The 17,295-nt window shown below is 63.9% G+C and carries 17 protein-coding genes; 5 read left to right on the forward strand and 12 right to left on the reverse strand.

All coding sequences use genetic code 11. The features are described from left to right. Positions 1–661: 661 nt before the first annotated feature. Positions 662–1,984, forward strand: a complete 1,323-nt coding sequence (locus NFH98_RS09140; protein ID WP_349622577.1) for a YjiH family protein — start codon at positions 662–664, stop codon at positions 1,982–1,984. 85 nt (positions 1,985–2,069) lie between these two features. Here the strand turns inward: NFH98_RS09140 and hutC are convergent, their stop codons facing one another. Further along, positions 2,070–2,777 (reverse strand): histidine utilization transcriptional repressor HutC, encoded by a 708-nt coding sequence (gene hutC / locus NFH98_RS09145; protein WP_349622578.1) that lies wholly within the window; start codon positions 2,775–2,777, stop codon positions 2,070–2,072. Between the two features lie 167 nt (positions 2,778–2,944). On the opposite strand from hutC, the gene NFH98_RS09150 reads away from it, so the two are divergent. Next, positions 2,945–3,646: a DUF938 domain-containing protein gene (locus NFH98_RS09150; protein ID WP_349622579.1), complete on the forward strand. Its 702-nt coding sequence runs from the start codon at positions 2,945–2,947 to the stop codon at positions 3,644–3,646. A gap of 61 nt (positions 3,647–3,707) precedes the next feature. Here NFH98_RS09150 and NFH98_RS09155 read toward each other — a convergent pair whose 3' ends face one another. The 4 genes from NFH98_RS09155 to NFH98_RS09170 all read right to left on the reverse strand — a co-directional run bounded on the left by NFH98_RS09155 (position 3,708) and on the right by NFH98_RS09170 (position 7,649). Beyond that, positions 3,708–4,658, reverse strand: coding sequence for an NAD-dependent epimerase/dehydratase family protein (locus tag NFH98_RS09155; protein WP_348828036.1), 951 nt, complete (start codon positions 4,656–4,658; stop codon positions 3,708–3,710). Positions 4,659–4,721: 63 nt separating this feature from the next. Further along, the gene (locus NFH98_RS09160; RefSeq protein ID WP_108447856.1) at positions 4,722–6,014 is read right to left on the reverse strand and encodes a TRAP transporter large permease; all 1,293 of its coding nucleotides are present in this window, start codon (positions 6,012–6,014) and stop codon (positions 4,722–4,724) included. Between the two features lie 6 nt (positions 6,015–6,020). Beyond that, on the reverse strand, positions 6,021–6,533 hold the full coding sequence (locus NFH98_RS09165; RefSeq protein ID WP_349622580.1) for a TRAP transporter small permease: 513 nt from the start codon (positions 6,531–6,533) through the stop codon (positions 6,021–6,023). 141 nt (positions 6,534–6,674) lie between these two features. Next, complete coding sequence (locus NFH98_RS09170) at positions 6,675–7,649, reverse strand: TRAP transporter substrate-binding protein (RefSeq protein WP_045994306.1); 975 nt, start codon at positions 7,647–7,649, stop codon at positions 6,675–6,677. 167 nt (positions 7,650–7,816) lie between these two features. Between NFH98_RS09170 and NFH98_RS09175 the strand changes: the two genes are divergently transcribed. Further along, positions 7,817–8,857 (forward strand): LacI family DNA-binding transcriptional regulator, encoded by a 1,041-nt coding sequence (locus NFH98_RS09175; RefSeq protein WP_349622581.1) that lies wholly within the window; start codon positions 7,817–7,819, stop codon positions 8,855–8,857. 60 nt (positions 8,858–8,917) lie between these two features. Here NFH98_RS09175 and NFH98_RS09180 read toward each other — a convergent pair whose 3' ends face one another. The 7 genes from NFH98_RS09180 to NFH98_RS09210 all read right to left on the reverse strand — a co-directional run bounded on the left by NFH98_RS09180 (position 8,918) and on the right by NFH98_RS09210 (position 14,802). Further along, positions 8,918–9,187 (reverse strand): hypothetical protein, encoded by a 270-nt coding sequence (locus NFH98_RS09180; protein ID WP_349622582.1) that lies wholly within the window; start codon positions 9,185–9,187, stop codon positions 8,918–8,920. Positions 9,188–9,349: 162 nt separating this feature from the next. Further along, a complete protein-coding gene (locus tag NFH98_RS09185; RefSeq protein ID WP_231498723.1) occupies positions 9,350–10,600 on the reverse strand; it encodes a TRAP transporter large permease in 1,251 nt (416 codons plus the stop codon). Then, positions 10,600–11,100, reverse strand: coding sequence for a TRAP transporter small permease (locus NFH98_RS09190; RefSeq protein ID WP_240184143.1), 501 nt, complete (start codon positions 11,098–11,100; stop codon positions 10,600–10,602). Before NFH98_RS09190 ends, NFH98_RS09185 begins: the two co-directional genes overlap by 1 nt. After that, positions 11,101–12,138 (reverse strand): TRAP transporter substrate-binding protein, encoded by a 1,038-nt coding sequence (locus NFH98_RS09195; protein ID WP_108133743.1) that lies wholly within the window; start codon positions 12,136–12,138, stop codon positions 11,101–11,103. It lies immediately after the preceding gene. 406 nt (positions 12,139–12,544) lie between these two features. Next, positions 12,545–12,817 (reverse strand): type II toxin-antitoxin system YafQ family toxin, encoded by a 273-nt coding sequence (locus NFH98_RS09200; RefSeq protein WP_349622583.1) that lies wholly within the window; start codon positions 12,815–12,817, stop codon positions 12,545–12,547. After that, positions 12,817–13,074 carry a type II toxin-antitoxin system RelB/DinJ family antitoxin gene (locus tag NFH98_RS09205; protein ID WP_108133741.1) on the reverse strand — a complete coding sequence of 86 codons (258 nt, stop codon included), beginning with the start codon at positions 13,072–13,074 and terminating at the stop codon, positions 12,817–12,819. Before NFH98_RS09205 ends, NFH98_RS09200 begins: the two co-directional genes overlap by 1 nt. Positions 13,075–13,182: 108 nt before the next feature. Next, the gene (locus NFH98_RS09210; protein ID WP_108133740.1) at positions 13,183–14,802 is read right to left on the reverse strand and encodes an OpgD/OpgG family glucan biosynthesis protein; all 1,620 of its coding nucleotides are present in this window, start codon (positions 14,800–14,802) and stop codon (positions 13,183–13,185) included. A gap of 279 nt (positions 14,803–15,081) precedes the next feature. Between NFH98_RS09210 and NFH98_RS09215 the strand changes: the two genes are divergently transcribed. After that, positions 15,082–16,143 (forward strand): HlyD family secretion protein, encoded by a 1,062-nt coding sequence (locus NFH98_RS09215; protein ID WP_349622584.1) that lies wholly within the window; start codon positions 15,082–15,084, stop codon positions 16,141–16,143. A 37-nt stretch (positions 16,144–16,180) separates the two neighbouring features. After that, complete coding sequence (locus NFH98_RS09220; RefSeq protein ID WP_249742878.1) at positions 16,181–17,260, forward strand: DUF2955 domain-containing protein; 1,080 nt, start codon at positions 16,181–16,183, stop codon at positions 17,258–17,260. Positions 17,261–17,295 lie beyond the last annotated feature (35 nt).

The following is a 17,295-nucleotide window of genomic DNA, read 5'->3' on the forward strand; positions in this document are numbered from 1 at the left end:
AAGCCGTTTCGTCAAGCCGCCGAGTCGCCAGTGATGCATCGTCCGAACCTCGGGTCTGGCCTGATGGATGGTTGTTGAAACAGCGGCTTGCAGGCGTTTTTTGGGCTTGGTTCCAGGCCGTGACGCATCAGTAGACCATGGTCGTAGTGCGCGGATAGGCGTGAAATCTCGACGGATTGCTTCGGTAAACGTATATACAGGGTCGCGGGTGCACCAGGCCTGTCCTCTGTGAAGCATCGCACCGGGGGAGCGCAGGTCGGCTAGGCCGAGTGCACCCCGTCTTGGCCACGGGATCGTTACCGGCTTTTCTGAACCCCGAATCGTCCAGGGACCTGAGAGCGTTTCGAGCACGCGCGGGAGACGTCGGGTGCCCAACGGGATCGCTCGACAGCATCATGTATATACAGGAAAGTGTGGTTCTGGAGCCCTTGCCGGTTCGTCCGATGCCCTGACCGGCGGCCTGTCTGCGACGCTGCAGGAAAGAGGTGTGGTGGAGCGTGATAACGCCGTTTAACGAACGAATCTGAGGAGAAGCTTGTGGCATATTAGACCATCGTCTAAAGGCGCTGTGGGGGAGTGCTTTGCCACTATAGCGGTTTAAATGTATATACAAACAAGATGACACTTACGAGTTGGTTCACACTTCGACGAGGTTCCCTTCATGGCGACGACTCCTGGTTCCTCGGTAGGCCAGCCACCCCTCGGCCTGCTGTTGTTCAAGCTGTTGGTGCCCAGCGCCATCGGCATCTTCATCTTCTTTGTTCCGGTTGCCTGGGAAGGTCGAACCACGATTCCGCTGGATCATCTGGTGACCGCGGCACGGGCCGGGCTCGGTGACTGGGCGAGGTTCTACGCCCTGGCGCTGATCATCGCCGGCGCGGCCTATCCGTTGATCAAGGGAGACTGGCGACGCAGTCTCACCGACAAGATCTTCACCGTGCTCAAGCTTCTGGGGGTGGTGGCGGCGCTGTTGACCATGACCACCGCCGGTCCGGCACTGCTGCATCAGCCGGACATGCTGCCCTTTCTCTACGACAAGCTGGTGATTCCGGTGGGGCTGATCGTGCCGATCGGTGCCATCTTCCTGGCGCTGCTGCTGAGCTATGGGCTACTCGAGCTGATCGGCATCCTGGTTCAGCCCGTCATGCGCCCGCTGTGGCGTACCCCGGGTCGAAGCGCCATCGACGCGGTGGCCTCCTTTGTCGGCAGCTACTCGATCGGACTGTTGATCACCAGCCGTGCCTACGCCGGTGGCCAGTACTCGGCCCGAGAAGCGGCCATCATTGCCACCGGTTTCTCTACCGTCTCCGCGCCGTTCATGATCATCGTCGCCAAGACCCTGGGGCTGATGGACTACTGGAACGCCTACTTCTGGATCACCCTGGTGATCACTTTCGTTGTCTCGGCGGTGACCGCGCGGTTGTGGCCGCTGTCAGGCATGGACAACACCGCGACCGACGGCGAACCTGAAGCGCGGAAGGGGGATCGCCTGGCGCTGGCGTGGCGCACCGGTATCAAGGTGGCCGAGCAGGCGCCGCGGCTGGGATCCAGCGTACGCAAGAATCTGACCGAAGGGCTGGTGATGGCGATCAGCATCCTGCCGTCGATCATGTCGGTGGGGCTGCTGGGACTGCTGGTGGCCAAGTACACGCCGGTGTTCGAGTGGCTGGGCTGGCTGTTCTATCCGGTGGTGGCGATCTTCGGCATCGATAATGCCCAGGAACTGGCCCAGGCCAGCGCAGCGGGCCTGGCCGAGATGTTCCTGCCGGCGCTGCTGCTCGGTGGCGACGCGGGAATCGACTTCGTGGCGCGCTTTGCCGCCGGCGTGGTGTCGGTGTCGTCCATCCTGTTCTTCTCGGCGTCCATTCCCTGCGTGCTGGCCACCCGAATTCCCATCACCATCTGGCAGATGCTGGTGGTGTGGGCGGTGCGGGTGGCACTGACCCTGGTAATGGCGATCCCGGCGGCCATGCTGCTGCAGTAACCTTGTCGATCGCTGTAGCCTTAAGCCCGAGGGCCGGACAATCACTGACCGGCCCTAGTGCGTTGGTGGAAGCTGTGTCTGTCCCTCAGTCCTTCCACGCCGAGCGCAGCTTGTAGCGATCTCCCGGGTGGATCAATACGGCGTAGCTGATGAGCAGGTCATTTGACCAGGTGCGCCGCTGCAGCTGTAGACAGGGAAGGGAAGTGGAGATGGCCAGCTCCGCGGCCTGTTGTATGTCTGCCGAAACGGCCTCGACCACGTGTTCGATATCGGTGATCGGCCAGGTTTGGATCAGCACCTGATGGGGCGTGGTGAGCGTAAAGTCGGCGTCCAGATAATCGGGCACGTGGCGGGGATTGACGTAGCGCATCTCGAGCTGGATGGGCTCGTCGTTTTCGTGGTGAACGATGCGGGTATGGAAGACCTTGCTGCCTCGCTTGACCCCCAGTTGCAACGCGATGTCCTCACTGGCGTCGATCGCTTCGGCACGCTGCACCCTGGCCCGATAGTGATGGCCGCGACCGCGGACCTCTTCGGCGATATTGTGGACCTCCATCAGCGAGGATTCCGCCTTGCGTTCGGTGACGAAGGTTCCGGCTCCCGGCTGGCGGGTAAGGTAGCCGCGCTGAACCAGTTCGCGGATGGCCTTGTTGGCGGTCATGCGACTGACGTTGAAGTCGAGCGCCAGCTGCTCCTCACCCGGAATGCGATGGTCGGTGGGCCATTCCCCCCGCTGGATCTTGGCCAGGATGTGCTGTTGAATCTCGAGGTAGCGAGGCGCGGGTCGAGCCATGGGCCGTCCTTGGTGAAGATGAAGGGTATCTTTTGCTAGTGTACCGGGACGATCATCGCTTGGCATCGTTGCGCAAGCCGTTGATGCCAGACGTTACCATGCTTCCGTTATATCCGTTTGGCCATTGCCGCTCTTGTTACTCCCCTTGTTTACCGTGAGGTTTTCCCATGTCCGACGCGAGACTCTCCAGTCCAGCGGCGCTTCGCAATCGCGAGCCCATCCACGCGGTGCTGCGCCAGTGCCTGGGACGCCATGCCCGCGTACTGGAGCTCGCCAGCGGCAGTGGCGAGCACGGACTCTATATGACGCAGTGCCAGCCGGGCTGGCATTGGCAGCCGAGTGACGTTTCCGAGGCGGCGCTGGCGTCCATCGCTGCCTGGCGCGCGCTTGCAGCAGCAGAAGATAGGCAAGGGGCAGCGGAGGGTGACAGGCAAGGCGAAAGCGAAGCGCAACGGGCAGGGTCATCTGGGCGAGAGCCGGAACAAGCGACGCAAGGGGGCGGCAATCTGCTGGCGCCGGTGCGCCGCGACGTGCTGGAACCCTGGCCGGATGACACCTTTGACGCCCTGGTGGCGATCAATCTGATCCATATCTCGCCGTGGGAAGTGACGCCTGCGCTGATGGCAAAGGCCCAGGCCCACCTCGAGCCGGGTGGCGTGCTGTTGCTGTACGGCCCTTACCGACGTGGTGGTGAGCATACCGCGCCGTCCAATGCGGCCTTCGACGCCGACTTGAGGCGCCGTGACCCGCGCTGGGGCGTGCGGGACCTGGAGCAGGTAACCGAGGTTGCCGCCGAGCACGGCCTGAGCCGGGAGGCCGTCCACGAGCTGCCGGCCAACAATCTGGCGCTGGTGTTCCGTCGGCAGTGATGGCGGAAGCGGATCGACCCGTCTTCGAGCGGCCGGCCTTTGACAGGCCGGCCGTGTCGTTTCAGGCGTTCTTCTTGAGCCAGCGATGGTAGTCCTCGAGCCCCTCGCGGATATCGGTAAATTGCGGCTCGAAGCCCAGATCCGTGCGCGCGCGGGTGATGTCCAGGGGGCTGCCACGCACCACGAAGGGGCCAGGCCCCAGACGCATGCCGCTGTCGTGGCCGAGCAGTTCGGTGACGCTGTCGACGATGTCCTGGTGGGCGATCGGCACCCCGCAGGAAATGTTGTAGTGGCGGTGAGGCACGCTGTCGGCATCGAACAGCGCCAGGATGCCCCTCGCGGTGTCCTCGACGTGGGTCCAGTCGGTGGTCTGGTCGCGTCCGTTGTCAGGGTGCACATCGCGTAGCCCTTCGAGTGGCCCGAACATCGCCTGGTAGACCGCGTGCATGTGGGACGGGCGCTTGCCGGGGCCATACACGAAGAACAGTCGGGCCTGACGGATATCCATGCCGTAGGTCGCCGTGTACTGGTCGCCGTAGAGCTCGCCGGAAATCTTGGTGGCGCCGTAAAGGTCGGTGGCCTTGTAGGGCATGGTCTCGACCTGGGGGCCGGCGGCGTCGCCGTAGACCGCGCCGGAGCTCATGTTGACCACCTTGTCGATGCCCAGCAGGCGGCAGGTCTCGTAGACGTTCAGGGTGCCCATGGCGTTGATCGACAGGTGCTTGAACGGGCGGGTCTGGAAGCTTGGCCCGGCGATCACCGAGACGCCGTGTATGACCCCTTCCAGCTCGTCGCGATAGCGCAGAAAGGTCTCGAACAGGGTGTGGGTGTCGAGCACATCCACCGCTTCGAAGTGGACGTTGTCGCGCACTTCCTCGAGATAGTCGAGGCCCATGCGGTCGACGTGGGGGGCGGCCATATCGCAGATGATGACCTTCTTGCCCTGGCGGGCGAGCAGGGTGGCGACCCAGGAACCGACGTGGCCGAGGCCACCGGTGATCAGTACAGCCATGGCATGACTCCTATTGAGATAAGCCCGCCGGGCAAGGACCTGGAGCCTTGCCCGGTCGCGGCGTCATTTGAGCAAGAGGTTGGGGAGGAACATCACGATGGACGGAAACAGCGTGATCACGATCAGCACCGCCACCAGCGGGATGTAGAACGGCAGGGTGGCCCGCACCAGGGTGTTGAAGGGCAGGTTGGTGATCTTCTGGATGGCGAACAGCACCGTGCCCACCGGTGGCGTGATCAGCCCGATCATCAGGTTGAAGATCATCAGCACGCCGAAGTGCACCGGATCGATGCCGTACTGCACCACCACCGGCACCAGCAGCGGCGTCAGCAGAAACAGCGCCGGCACCGAGTCGATGAATAGCCCGATCAGCAGGATGAACAGGCTCAGCAGCAGAAGCAGCAGCATCGGATCGCTGACGGTAGCGAGCAGGAAGTCGGCGACCAGGGCGGTGACCTGATAACGCGCCAGGATCCAGCTATAGAGCGCGCTGCCGGCGATGATCAGCAGCAGCACCGAGGTGTCGATGGCGGTGTCACGCAGGATCTGGACGAACTCGCGCAGGGTGATCGAGCGATAGACGCAGAACGAGATGATCATGCAGTAGAGCAGCGCCACCACCGAGGCCTCGGTGGGGGTGAAAAGCCCCGACAGGATGCCGACCAGGATGATCACTGGCGTCAGCATGGGCAGCAGACCCCGCGACAGTGCACGGGTGAATTCGGCCATGGTGGCGCGGGCCCGGGTCGGGTAGCCACGACGATGGGAGATCACCGCCACCATCACCATCAGGCCGGCACCCATGAACAGGCCCGGCAGGATGGAGCCGAGAAAGATCGCGGCGATGGAGGCGTTGGCCAGGGCGCCATAGATGACCGCCGGAATGCTGGGCGGGATGATCGGCCCGATGGTAGCTGAACTGGCGGTGACCGCGGCGCTGAAGTCGGTGGGAAAGCCATCGTCTTCCATGGCCTTGATCTCCACCGCGCCAAGCCCGCCAGCATCGGCCACCGCCGAGCCCGACATGCCGGCAAACAGCATGCTCGCCAGCACGTTGACGTGGCCGAGCCCGCCCTTGAGGTGACCCACGGCGCAGCGCGCCACGTCGAACACCCGATCAGAGATGCCGGCGGAGTTCATCAGCCGGCCGATCAGCAGAAAGGCGGGAATCGCCAGCAGGGTGAAGCTGTTGACGCCGTACAGGGTGCGCTGGGCGATCATCTCCAGCGGGATCTCGGCGAAGCCACGGGTGTAGGCCAGCACCGCCGCCGATGAGGCGATCATCGCAAAGGCGACCGGCACCCCCAGCATCAGCAGCACGATCAGGCCGACGAACATGATGGCAAAGATTTCCATGGTGTCTTACTCCTTGGGTTCGTCAGGCAAGGTGGGAGGCTTGCCGCGCAGACGAACGACGAGGTCCTCCACCAGCAGCAGTGCCATCAGGCCGGCAGCGACCAGCTGCATCAGGTACAGGTAGGAAAAGCTCATGTCGAAGGTGCTGGCGAAGATGCCGGCGGTGCGCTCCATCATGTTGAAGGCGCCCCCCATGATCATCAGAAGCACCAGGATGCTGATGGCGTCGGCGGCGACCGCCGCCCAGTGCTGGGCGCGCGCTGGCAGCAGGTCGGTGACGACGGTGATGCGGATGTGTTCCTGGTAGCGCAGTGCCAGCACCGAACCGAGAAAGATCTCCGCCAGGAACAGATAGCGGGAAACCTCGTCGGTCCAGGGCACCGCGACGCCGAGGGCATAGCGTGCGATTACCTGAATGGCCATGACCAGCAGCATCAGGCCGAAGGCACCGACTACCACGGTGGTCAACAACCACCAGAAAGCACCCAGTGCCCGGGACAGGGTAGGAGAAGAGGTCATCGGACACTCCGTTGCCCCCGCCGGGTGGCGGGGACTTGACTCAAGGGAGGGAGGCCTCGGTCAGCGAGGCCCCGTGGGACGGTCAGATGCTGTGCAAACCCTCGAGGCAACAACGCCTTCGGGGTTAGCGCCGCCTCGGACTTACTGGATCAGTGACAGCACATAGTCACGAACGGCCGGGTCGTAGTCCTGGGCGATCTCTTCCACGGCGGGGCGCGCGGCCTGACGGAAGGCGGCGACATCGGGCTCGACCACCTCCATGCCTTCTTCCTTGAGTTTTTCAAACAGCTCCGCCTGACCATCGCTGACCAGTTGATCGCCCCAAGTGGTGGCGTCGTCGATGGCGGACAGGACGATGTCACGGTGTTCGTCGGACAGCTCCTGATAGACGTCTTCGTTCATCAGCCAGTGGAAGAACGAGTAGACGTGCTCGGTGCGGCTGACATAGTCCTGCACCTCGAACAGCTTGCCGGCGTAGATGTTGTCCACCGGGTTTTCCTGCATGTCGATGACGCCGGTCTGCAGCGAGGTGTAGACCTCCGGCCAGGCGATCGGGCTCGGCAGTGCGCCGATCTCGCCCCATACCGCGACCCAGGGCGCGATCTCCGGCACGCGCATGCGCACCTCGCTGACGTCTTCCGGGGTCTTGACCGGGGTCTTTGAGGTCAGGTTGCGGGGGTTACGCGCCGACAGGCCCACCAGGCGCATGTTGCCCTTGGCGATCAGGCTCTGATTCAGCGCCTCGCCGATCTCGCCTTCGTAGATCTTGCGCGCCTGGTCACTGGAGTCGTAGACGAAGGGCAGGTCGGCGGCGGCAAACTCGGGGGCATACAGGGTCATCGGCATGGAGCCACCGAGGGCGATGGCGTACTCGCCGTAGCTGGCGCCTTCCAGGTGGTCGCGCTCGCCACCGACCTCGGTGCCAAGCAGGGTCACCGTCAGCTCGCCATCGGACTCGCTCTCGATGGTGTCCTTGAGGCGCTCGCCGATCTTGAACATGGCGTGAGACGGGTCGGTGTGGATGGCGATGGCCAGGTCTTCGGCGGCGGCGGTGCCAGCGGCGCCGAGCGAGATGGCGGTGACCAGGGCAAGGGGGGTGAGGCTGCGTGCGTTCATTGTCGTTGTCTCCTCGGGGCGTATCGTCCGACGACGCTATTGCGTCGAGGCGTAGTCGAAAGGTAGCCGACATTGCATGGGTAGCGCTACCATTAAGATGGTAGCGCTACCCATACTTTGGTCTTGGGTTACACTGTGGCCAAAGGAATCTTCGAGGAAGGACGCCAATGGACAGCCAGGAAATTCGCTCACGCAAGCGCCACCGGGGCAAGGGCCGAGTGACCCTGGCCGACGTGGCCCGGCAGGCGGGGGTCGCGCCGATCACCGTATCGCGGGCGCTGAATACGCCGGGGCGAGTCTCCGCCGAGGTCAAAGAACGCGTCGACGCGGCGGTGGAGGCGCTTGGCTATGTGCCCAACCTGATCGCCGGGGGGCTTGCCGCAGCGGGCACCCGGGTGATCCCGGTGATCGTGCCGTCGCTGGCGATCCTGACCTTTATCGAGGTCATCGACGCCATCCAGAAGCGACTGGAGGCGGCGGGCTATCAGATGCTGCTGGCCACCACCGACTGGGATCTGGACCGCGAGGCCAGTCTGGTCGATACGGTGCTCGGCTATTCGCCGTCCGGGGTGATCCTGACCGGTCTACGCCACCGGCCCCGGGTGATCTCGCGACTCAGGGACTGGGGGCGCCCGGTGGTGGAGATCATGGAAGTGGGTGACGACCCCATCGACATGAACGTGGGGGTGGACGGCGTTGCCCTGGGTCACGCTATGGCGTCCCATCTGCTTGAGCAGGGCTATCGGCGTATCGCCTTCGTCGGCTCTCACCTGGGGCATGACTACCGGGCGGCACAGCGCCTGGAGGGCCACCAGCGAGCGCTGGAGGAGGCGGGCGCGGCCTGTGGCGGGGTGCTGGAGTACCACGAGCCGGCGTCCTACGAGGTCGGCGTACGAGCGCTGGAGGATGTGATGGCGATGACACCGCGACCGGAAGCCATCCACTGCTCCAACGATATCGTCGCCAGCGGCGTGCTGCTGGCGGCCAGCCGCCAGGGCATCAGGATTCCCGAGGAGCTGGCGGTGGGTGGCTATCTGGGGTTGCCGCTGGCGGAGCACCTGACGCCGAAGCTGACCACCCTGGCGGTGGCCCGCAGCGAGATGGGCACCCAGGCGGCGGAACTGCTGCTCGAGCGTCTGTCCGGCAAGACTCCGGAACGGCCGATCCGCGATCTAGGATTCACCCTGGTGAAGGGCGGCAGCACCTGAGCGTCAGCAGGTCCTGGCGAGGCCTGTACCACCGGTGAAGTGGGGGGGTAAATCGGGCCATCATTCTTCCGGGATAACGCCCGGTTCACGATATTTGACGCCTTCGTTCTGGCGCTCCTGTTCGGTCTTGTGCTCATCCACCGGGGGAACGCCCCAGACCGTCTCCTTGTGTCCGTCATCGTAGGTGTAAGTGGTGCAGCCGGCGAGGCTTGCCAGCAGCAGGGCGGCGATCATGGCGGTGATCATGGCGCGGTTCGGCAGGCCGATCCTTGCTTGGTGCAGGAAGGCGCGAAGGCCGGGACGGGCAACGACAGGCAGGCGAAGGGACATGAGGGCTCCGGATGTCAGGGTACGGTGAAGCTGCAAAGGAGTCGCCGATGAAGCGGTCCATCGCCAGTATGGCGCTGTGGCAGCAAAGAAAAAACCGCGGATGCTGATGACAGCATCCGCGGCTCGCTTGTTGGCGCTAAATAGGCTCTTTCGCCTCCAGCGTCAGGACGATAGCCACAGGGGCACGTAGACCACCAGCAAAAGCACGCCGATCAGCCCCAGCAGGTAGGGCAGGATGGCACGGGTGATACGCTCGAGCGGCAGCTGGGTCACCGAAGAGGCCACGTACAGGTTGATCGCCACCGGGGGTGTGATCATGCCGATCGCCAGCCCCACCACGATGATCAGACCAAAGTGCACCGGATCGATGCCGAGCTGGGTCACCAGCGGCAGCAATACCGGGGTCAGGATGATCAGGGCGCTGGCGGTCTCGATGAACACCCCGGTCAGCAGGATCACCGCCACCACCAGCAGCAGGATGACGTAGGGATCGGTGGACAGCGACAGCACCGACTGGGCGATCTGGGCCGGCACCTGGGCGCTGGACAATGTCCAGCTCAGCACCGCCGAGGTGGCGATCACCAGCATGATCACCGAGGTGGTGATCGCCGAGCGAATCATCACGGCGTAGACGTCCCGATAGGTCAGGTCGCGATAGACGAACAGCGACACCAGCAGGGCGTAGACCACCGCCACCACCGCCGCCTCGCTGGGGGTGAACACCCCCGAGAAGATCCCGCCGAGGATGATGACCGGCGTCATCAGTCCCCAGCTTGCTGCTCGCAGGGTTCGCCAGATGGTCGCCAGCGACAGCGGGCTGCCGTGGGGGTACTGGCGACGGTGGGCCTGGACCAGGGCGATGGCACCGAGGCCAAGACCCATGGCCAGCCCCGGCAGAAAGCCCGCCAGAAACAGGTCCGACACCGACTCCTGGGCGATAACCGCGTAGATGATCATCGGCACCGAGGGTGGGATCACCACGCCGATGGTGCCGCTGGCGGCGATCAGGCTGGCGGCGGAGGCCGGGTCATAGCCCTTGCGCTTGAGTTCCGGCACCAGGCTCGAGCCCACCGCAGCGGTGGTGGCCGCACCGGAGCCTGAGATGGCGGCAAAGAACATCCCGGCCAGTACCGACACCAGCGAAAGCCCGCCCTTGAGAAAGCCGAACAGGCTGTCGGCGAAGTCGACCAGCTTGCGGCTGACCGCGCCCTGGGCCATCAGATCACCGGTGAGGATAAACATCGGCACCGCGACCAGGGCGAAGGTGTTGATGCCCTGGAACATCTGCTGGGGCACCACGGCGAGCGGTGTGCCCTGTACCACCAGCGTCGCCAGGGTGCTGGCGCCGATGGTGAAGGCGATGGGCACGCCGATCAGCATCAGCACCACGAAGGAGATGAACAGCAACAGCATCACGCCACCTCCTGCGGGCTCGCTGGTGTCTGGCCGGTGAGCTCTCGCACGATCGCCACCAGGGTGGTGAAGGCCATCAAGGCGCCCGCCAGGGGCATCACCGCGTAGACCCAGGTCATCGACAGGCGTAGTGACGCCGACTTCTGGAAACTCTGCAACTGCATGTAGTTCCAGCCGATGACGATCAGCGCCAGCAGAAAGGCCAGCACCACCAGGTGGGCGATGATCCTGGCGATTCGTCCACCAAGGCCGGGCAGGGCGTCGACCACGAAGGTCACGGCGATATGACGGCCGGCGCGGTAGGCCAGGGTAGCGGCCAGGAAGGTGATCCAGACCAGCAGAAAGCGTGCGACCTCTTCGGTCCAGCCCACCGCGGTGAAGGCCACCCGGGAGATGATCTGCAGGGAGATGACGCCGATCAACGCCGCCATGGCGGCGAACACCACCGGGCGTGTCACGGCGTCGAGTCCCCGCTCAAGGCGTTCGAGCAGGGACAGCACTTACTTGGACTCCCCGGCCTTCAGCGCTTCCTGGATGCGCGGCAGGTAGTCGCCGAACTGCTCGCCGTAGGTCTCGTAGACCGGAGCGACGGCGTCCTGGAAGGCGGCGATGTCGGGAGACTCCTCGATCTGCATGCCGGCTTCCTTGAGTTCGGCAAGCTGCTGTTCGGCCATGGCGGCGTTCTGCTCGCGCTCGTACTCGGCGGCTTCCTGGGCGGCGGCCTCGACGACTTCCTGGGCGGCCTCGGGCAGCTTCTGCCAGGACGGCATGCCCATCACGAAGATCGCCGGGGCATAGGTGTGACGCGACAGCGTCATGTAGTCCTGGGTCTCGTTGAGCTTGAACGAGTGGATCACGTTGATCGGGTTTTCCTGGCCGTCGATGGTGCCCTGCTGCATGGCGGTCAGCGCCTCGGTCCAGGCCATCGGCACGGCATTGGCGCCGAGTTCGCGGAAGGTGTCGACGTAGACCGGGTTTTCCATGACGCGGATTCGCAGGCCGTCGATGTCCTCGGGGCTTGCCACCGGGCGTTCGGAGTTGGTCAGATTGCGGAAACCGCGTTCGGCGTAGGCCAGGCCCTTGAGGTTGACGTCGGCCAGCCTGTCGAGCAGTTCCTGGCCGATGGGGCCGTCGAGTACCGAGTAGGCCTCCTCGGGCGAGGCGAACAGGAACGGCAGTTCGAATACCGCCATGGGCTCGACGAAGTTGGCCACCGGGCCGTTGGTGATCACGCCCATGTCGACGGTGCCGATCTGCATGCCTTCGAGCAGGGTGCGTTCATCACCCAGGGTGGCGTTGGGGAAGATCTCGACGTCGACCTTGCCTTCGGTACGGGCTTCGACCAGCTCCTCGAACTTGGTGGCGGCGATATGGAAGCCGTCCTGCTCGTTGACCACGTGGGCCAGGCGCAGCTTGACCGGGTCCATGTCGGCGAAGTCGTTGGCCTGGGCGGCGGACGTGGCAAGCGCAGTGGACAGAGCGATGCCGGCGGCCAGGGTGGTCAGGGCAAGGGGGCGGGGCGCGATGTGGCGTGTCATGGGGGTTCCTTGGTGGTGTTCAGCGAAATGGCGTCTTCTCGGCGGGCCGTCACTTTACGATGGTAGCCGCCTAGCGCCTTGTTTTTGTTGAGAGGTTGGAGTGATCTAGCAGCCACGATCATGCCGGAAGCGGCGCCACGCGGTCAATTCGGCTGGGTTGAGGGGGAAGAGCAAAGGATGAGAGCAGGGGAATTACCCTGTGTCGTGGTGTCGGGAACCGCCATGCGGGGAAGGGTTTCAGGCTAGGCGCTGTCCGAAAAGTCGACGAGCGAAGGTTAGACAAGGCAAAAATCGGTGAGACAGCGCAGTTTACGGGGTGTAAATGAGCATTTTGACCGGGCTGGCGCACCAGCCGATTTTTAACGCCGTATTACCGAGCGCAGGCACTTTTCAGACAAGCCCTAGCCTACTCGCGGAAGAGATCTGCGTGGCTACCTGTCCGGGCCAATTGCAGTTGGTCATCCGCGACGCGATACAGCAACAGCCAATCGGGCTCGATATGGGCATCTCGGTAACCCTTCCAGTTTCCCTGCAATGCATGATCCTGGTAGGTATCCGGCAAGGGCGCTTGCTCAAGCAGCCGGCCCAGCAGTCGGCGTAGCTTGTCCATGTCCTTGCCGCGCTTCTGGACCCGCTTTACGTCTCGCTTGAACTGGCTTGAGCGAACTGGGGTCAGCATTAGATGCCTAGATCGTCGAACAGCGCATCCGCGCTATCGAAGCGCTTGCCCTTTCCGGCTTCCAGCTCTTCCAGCGCCTTGGTCGTGGTGGCGTTTGGTACCTGCACCGCAAACGGCAGGCGCTTTTCGTCGGCGATCCGCAGCATCAGCAGGCGGATGGCGTCTGACACGGTCAGGCCCATGGCATCGAGGGCGGCGGTGGCGCGCTCTTTGGTCTCGCTGTCGATGCGAGCTCGGACCACGGTATCGGTACCCATGAATGTCTCCTTCTCATTGGTAGCCACTGTGTAGCTACATTGTGGCCTGGCCCTGGCAACTTGTCATCAAGGAAGGAGGGCGCCCCGCATCATCGGTGGGTGGGGCGACTACAAGTGATCGGGGTTATGTAGCTCGCGCTCATCGCCGGGAGGCGGCGTCCACTGGTAGATCCAGGTCTCCGACAGCGGCTTGCCTTCGCTATCGCGCAGATACAGGCGCAGATTGATCGGCTCGGTGCCCTCGTCCGGTGGCACCACATCGAACATGGCCCGGTAGCCCTGAATGGCGTCCAGTGGTCGGGCCGAGGTGATCTCGATACGCCCGGCGCTGGTCTCGATGACCGGCTCCACCTCGACCTCGCTTGCGTCATCGAAGGGAAAGGGACCGCCGCGGAAGTCCACGGCGAAGCGCCAGCTGAAGTACTCGCGACGTTGGCCGACGACGCCACCCAGTCCGGTACGGGTCGCCACACAGCGCGACAGGCTGGGTTGCTGTGGCGGCAGGTCGTACCAGCTCAGACGATAGGCGTAGCGCAGCTCCTGGCCGGCCTCCACCGGAGTCTTGGGTTGCCAATAGGCCACGATATTGTCGAAGGTCTCGTCCTTGGCAGGCAGCTCGACCAGGTCCACGCTGCCTTCGCCCCAGCCCTCGGTAGGTTCGACCCACACGCTGGGTCGGCGATCGTAGTAGACGCCATCGTCCTGGTAGTGGTCGAAGTCGTGGTCGCGCTGGGCCAGGCCGAAGCCCTGAACATTGGTGGCGGAATAGGCGTTGTAGCGAAGCTGGGGCGGGTTCACCAGCGGGCGCCACAACCATTCGCCGCTTTCGGTGTGGATCGACAGCCCATCCGAGTCATGGATCTCCGGGCGCCAGTCATAGTTGACGTCACGATCGTTCTCGCCGACCAGGTACATGCTGGTCAGTGGCGCGATGCCCAGACGCTCGATCGTCTTGCGCGGATAGAGGGTGGCGGCCACGTCCATGACCACGCCTTCGACGTCGCGACGAATATCGAAGCGGTAGGCCCCGGTGGTGCTCTCCGACTCGAGCAGGGCGTAGACGATGAGCTTGTCTTCACCCTCGGGCTGTTCCAGCCAGAAGCGGGTGAAGTCGGGGAATTCCTCGGGTTCGCTGCCGGCGGTGTCGATGGCCAGGCCCCTGGCCGACATGCCGTACTGCATGCTCTGACTGACCGCACGAAAGTAGCTGGCGCCCAGGAAGGAGGCGATATCGCGCTTGGGGTCCTGATGATGGTGCAGGCGGAAGCCGGCGAAGCCGAGGCGTTCGGACAGCGTATCGGTATCGACCACGCTATCCCCATCGCCGTTGGAAAAGTTGAATAGCGCCGGGTCGTAGGCCAATTCCTGCGCCTGTCCCTGGCTGACCTGGTAGATCCTGACCGGGGTGGTGAAGCCACGACCCAGGTGAAACAGCTGGGCCGTATAGGGCGCGTCGCTGTTGCTCCACAGGGCGTGGTCGGCGCGGTAGCCGATGGCCTGGTAGTCGTCCCAGGAAAGGGACTTGAGCTGGTCGGGCAGTTCGCCTTCGTGATCCTGGTGAGGTTGCCCCGACAGATGGCGGGCGAAGCCTTTCAGCCAGGCGTAGTCGAAGGAGACCTTTTCTCCGGTGGTCATGAGCCGCTGGTCCAGCGCGGCCAGCAGCGGGGAGATTGGCAGGGCGTAGGCGCTGAGGGCGGTGGCCGCCTTGAGGAAGTCACGTCGCTGCATTTCCATCATCCTTGTGGGTCGAGCATGTCGGGTGTCGGGCGACTGCCTGGGTAAGCAGTCGCTACGCCTGGTCGAGCACGTCGAAGGGTACGACTGCACGAATCAGCAAAGGTTCAGGAAGGGTGCATGAAGAGTGGATGAAGGGTCGCAATATTGTTAACAGGCTAACAAAATGCTAGTCTACGCGGCCGGTCGACGGGGGACGCCTTCGTCAAATACCGAGCGGCTCCGTCACGTGAGCCCGTCAAGTCAGCCCGTCGTGTAACCAAGAGGAATACCATGACCCCCGACCAGCGCTTCAGGTGGATCGTTCGCCTGGCCTTGGGCATGTTCGTCCTGATGTTTGCCTATTTTGTGGTGGCAGATACCTACATGCCGATGACCCCGGAGGCGCGGGTCATGCGCCCGGTGGTGCGTATCGCCCCGGAAGTCAGCGGCCCCGTCGAGCGGGTCCACGTCAGCAACAACGACCATGTCGAGGCGGGTGATCCGCTGTTTCGTATCGACCCCGCGCCCTTCGAGCTGGCGCTTGAGCAGGCGCGACTGGAACTGGAGGCAGCGCGTCAGCAGAACGCGACTTTGAGCGCCAGCATCGCATCGGCCCGCGCCGCCCTCGAAGCGGCTCGCGCCAGGGCCCAGGAGAGCGCCCAGGAGCGCCGGCGAGGTGAGCGCTTGATCAGCCAGAACAGTATCTCGCGCCAGCGCCTCGATGGCCTGGTAGCCACCGACCGTCAGGCCCAGGCCGAGGTCAAGTCCGCCGAGGCCGAAGTGGCGCGCCTGGAGGCCGAACTGGGCGCCGAAGGGGAAGCCAACTTGCGTTTGCGTCAGGCCCGCAACGCCCTGGAGCAGGCCGAGCTCGATCTCGACCACACCCTGGTGCGGGCCCAGCATTCCGGCACGCTGAGCAACCTGCAACTCGAGGTGGGTGACTACGCCACCCAGGGACAGCCAGCGCTGGCGCTGATCACTGATGAGGTCGAACTGATCGCGGATTTCCGCGAGAAGAGCCTGCGCAAGGTCGCCGCCGGCGACGAGGCCCGTGTGGTGTTCGACGCCATGCCCGGCCAGGTCTTTGCCGCCCGGGTAGAGAAGCGCGACGCCGGGGTCTACGACGGACAGATCAGCGCCGACGGAAACCTGGCCGACATCCCCACCACCGACCGCTGGCTGCGCGATGCCCAGCGCCTTCGCCTGCACCTTTCGCTGGCCGGGGACGCACCGACGAGTCTTCCCACCGGCTCCCGCGCCACGGTGCAGCTGTTTCCCGGGGAGCACCCGCAGGCCCATCCGCTGGGGGCGCTGCAGATTCGGCTGATGTCCTGGCTGCATTATGTTTACTAAGCAGCCACGGGCGTCGTCTACCAAGCAGCCACGGGCCTTGTTTGCCAAGAGGCTACGGGCGTCGTCAGGGCAGCAGCAACCGAAGGCCTCGAAGCTCAGCGACAACGGCCTGCGCCAGTGTCTGCGTATCGCGGTGGGGGCCTGGCTCGGCTTTCTGATCAGCCAGCTGATGCACTGGAACTATGGTGTCTTCTTCACCGTCTTTCCGATGTTTCTGCTCGGGATCATTCCGGTGTTCAACGCCCATGTGGTGCGCCAGTTCCTGGGTAACGCCTGCCTCAATGTGGTCGAGATCAGCCTGGTGGTGGGGTTGACCCAGCATCTGCCGGTGGTGATGACGGGACTGGTGTTCCTGATGTTCCTGGGACGCTTCACGCTGATGGCCAGGGGGCCGTTGTTCGTGTTCGGCGCCAACGGCGTGCTGACCCTGAGCATCATGCTGCATTTTGCCAGCTACCCCGACCTCGACCTGTTCGATCTGCTGGCCAGCAACACCGTGGCGAGTTTTCTGGCGGTGGCCATCGCCGCCCTGATGCACTGGCTGTTTCCCGATGTCACGCCGCGACAGCCGCCGCCACGTCAGGCCAAGACGGCGGCGCTGAAGCGCCATCAGGCGTTGATCGGGGCGCTGACCGCGACCCTGTCCTTTCTGGTGTTTCAATTGCTCGATCTGCGCGACTCCCTGTCCGCGCAGATGGCGACCATCCTGATCCTGTTTGCCCTCGGCTACCATGGCGCCCGGATGTCGGCCTGGCGTCGTGCCATCGGCACTCTGTTGGGCTGTAACCTGGCACTGGTGCTGCAACTGGTGCTGTTCACCAAGAGCGACCATCTGCTGCTGGTGCTGCTGGCTTACGCCATTGGTCTTTTGCTGTTCGCACGGGAGCACGTCATCGAGAACGCCGGCTCCGGCATCGGCTTCGGCGGGCTGACAACCCTGGGTATCCTGTTTGGCCAGTACCTGAGACCCGATCAGGATCTAGTCGTCGACGCCGTCTATCGGTTCAGCTCGATGTGCGTGGCACTGCTGGTCACCCTGGCGGTGATGGCGGTACTGCATCGGCTGCTGGATCTATGGCCTGCGGTCTCGAGCCGGGAAGCACCGCACACGAGCTGAGTTTTCTTATGCTGCTTGCAACAGATAAGGGGGCC

It is taken from the genome of Halomonas sp. H33-56 (genome assembly GCF_040147035.1).
Taxonomy (GTDB): domain Bacteria; phylum Pseudomonadota; class Gammaproteobacteria; order Pseudomonadales; family Halomonadaceae; genus Halomonas; species Halomonas litopenaei.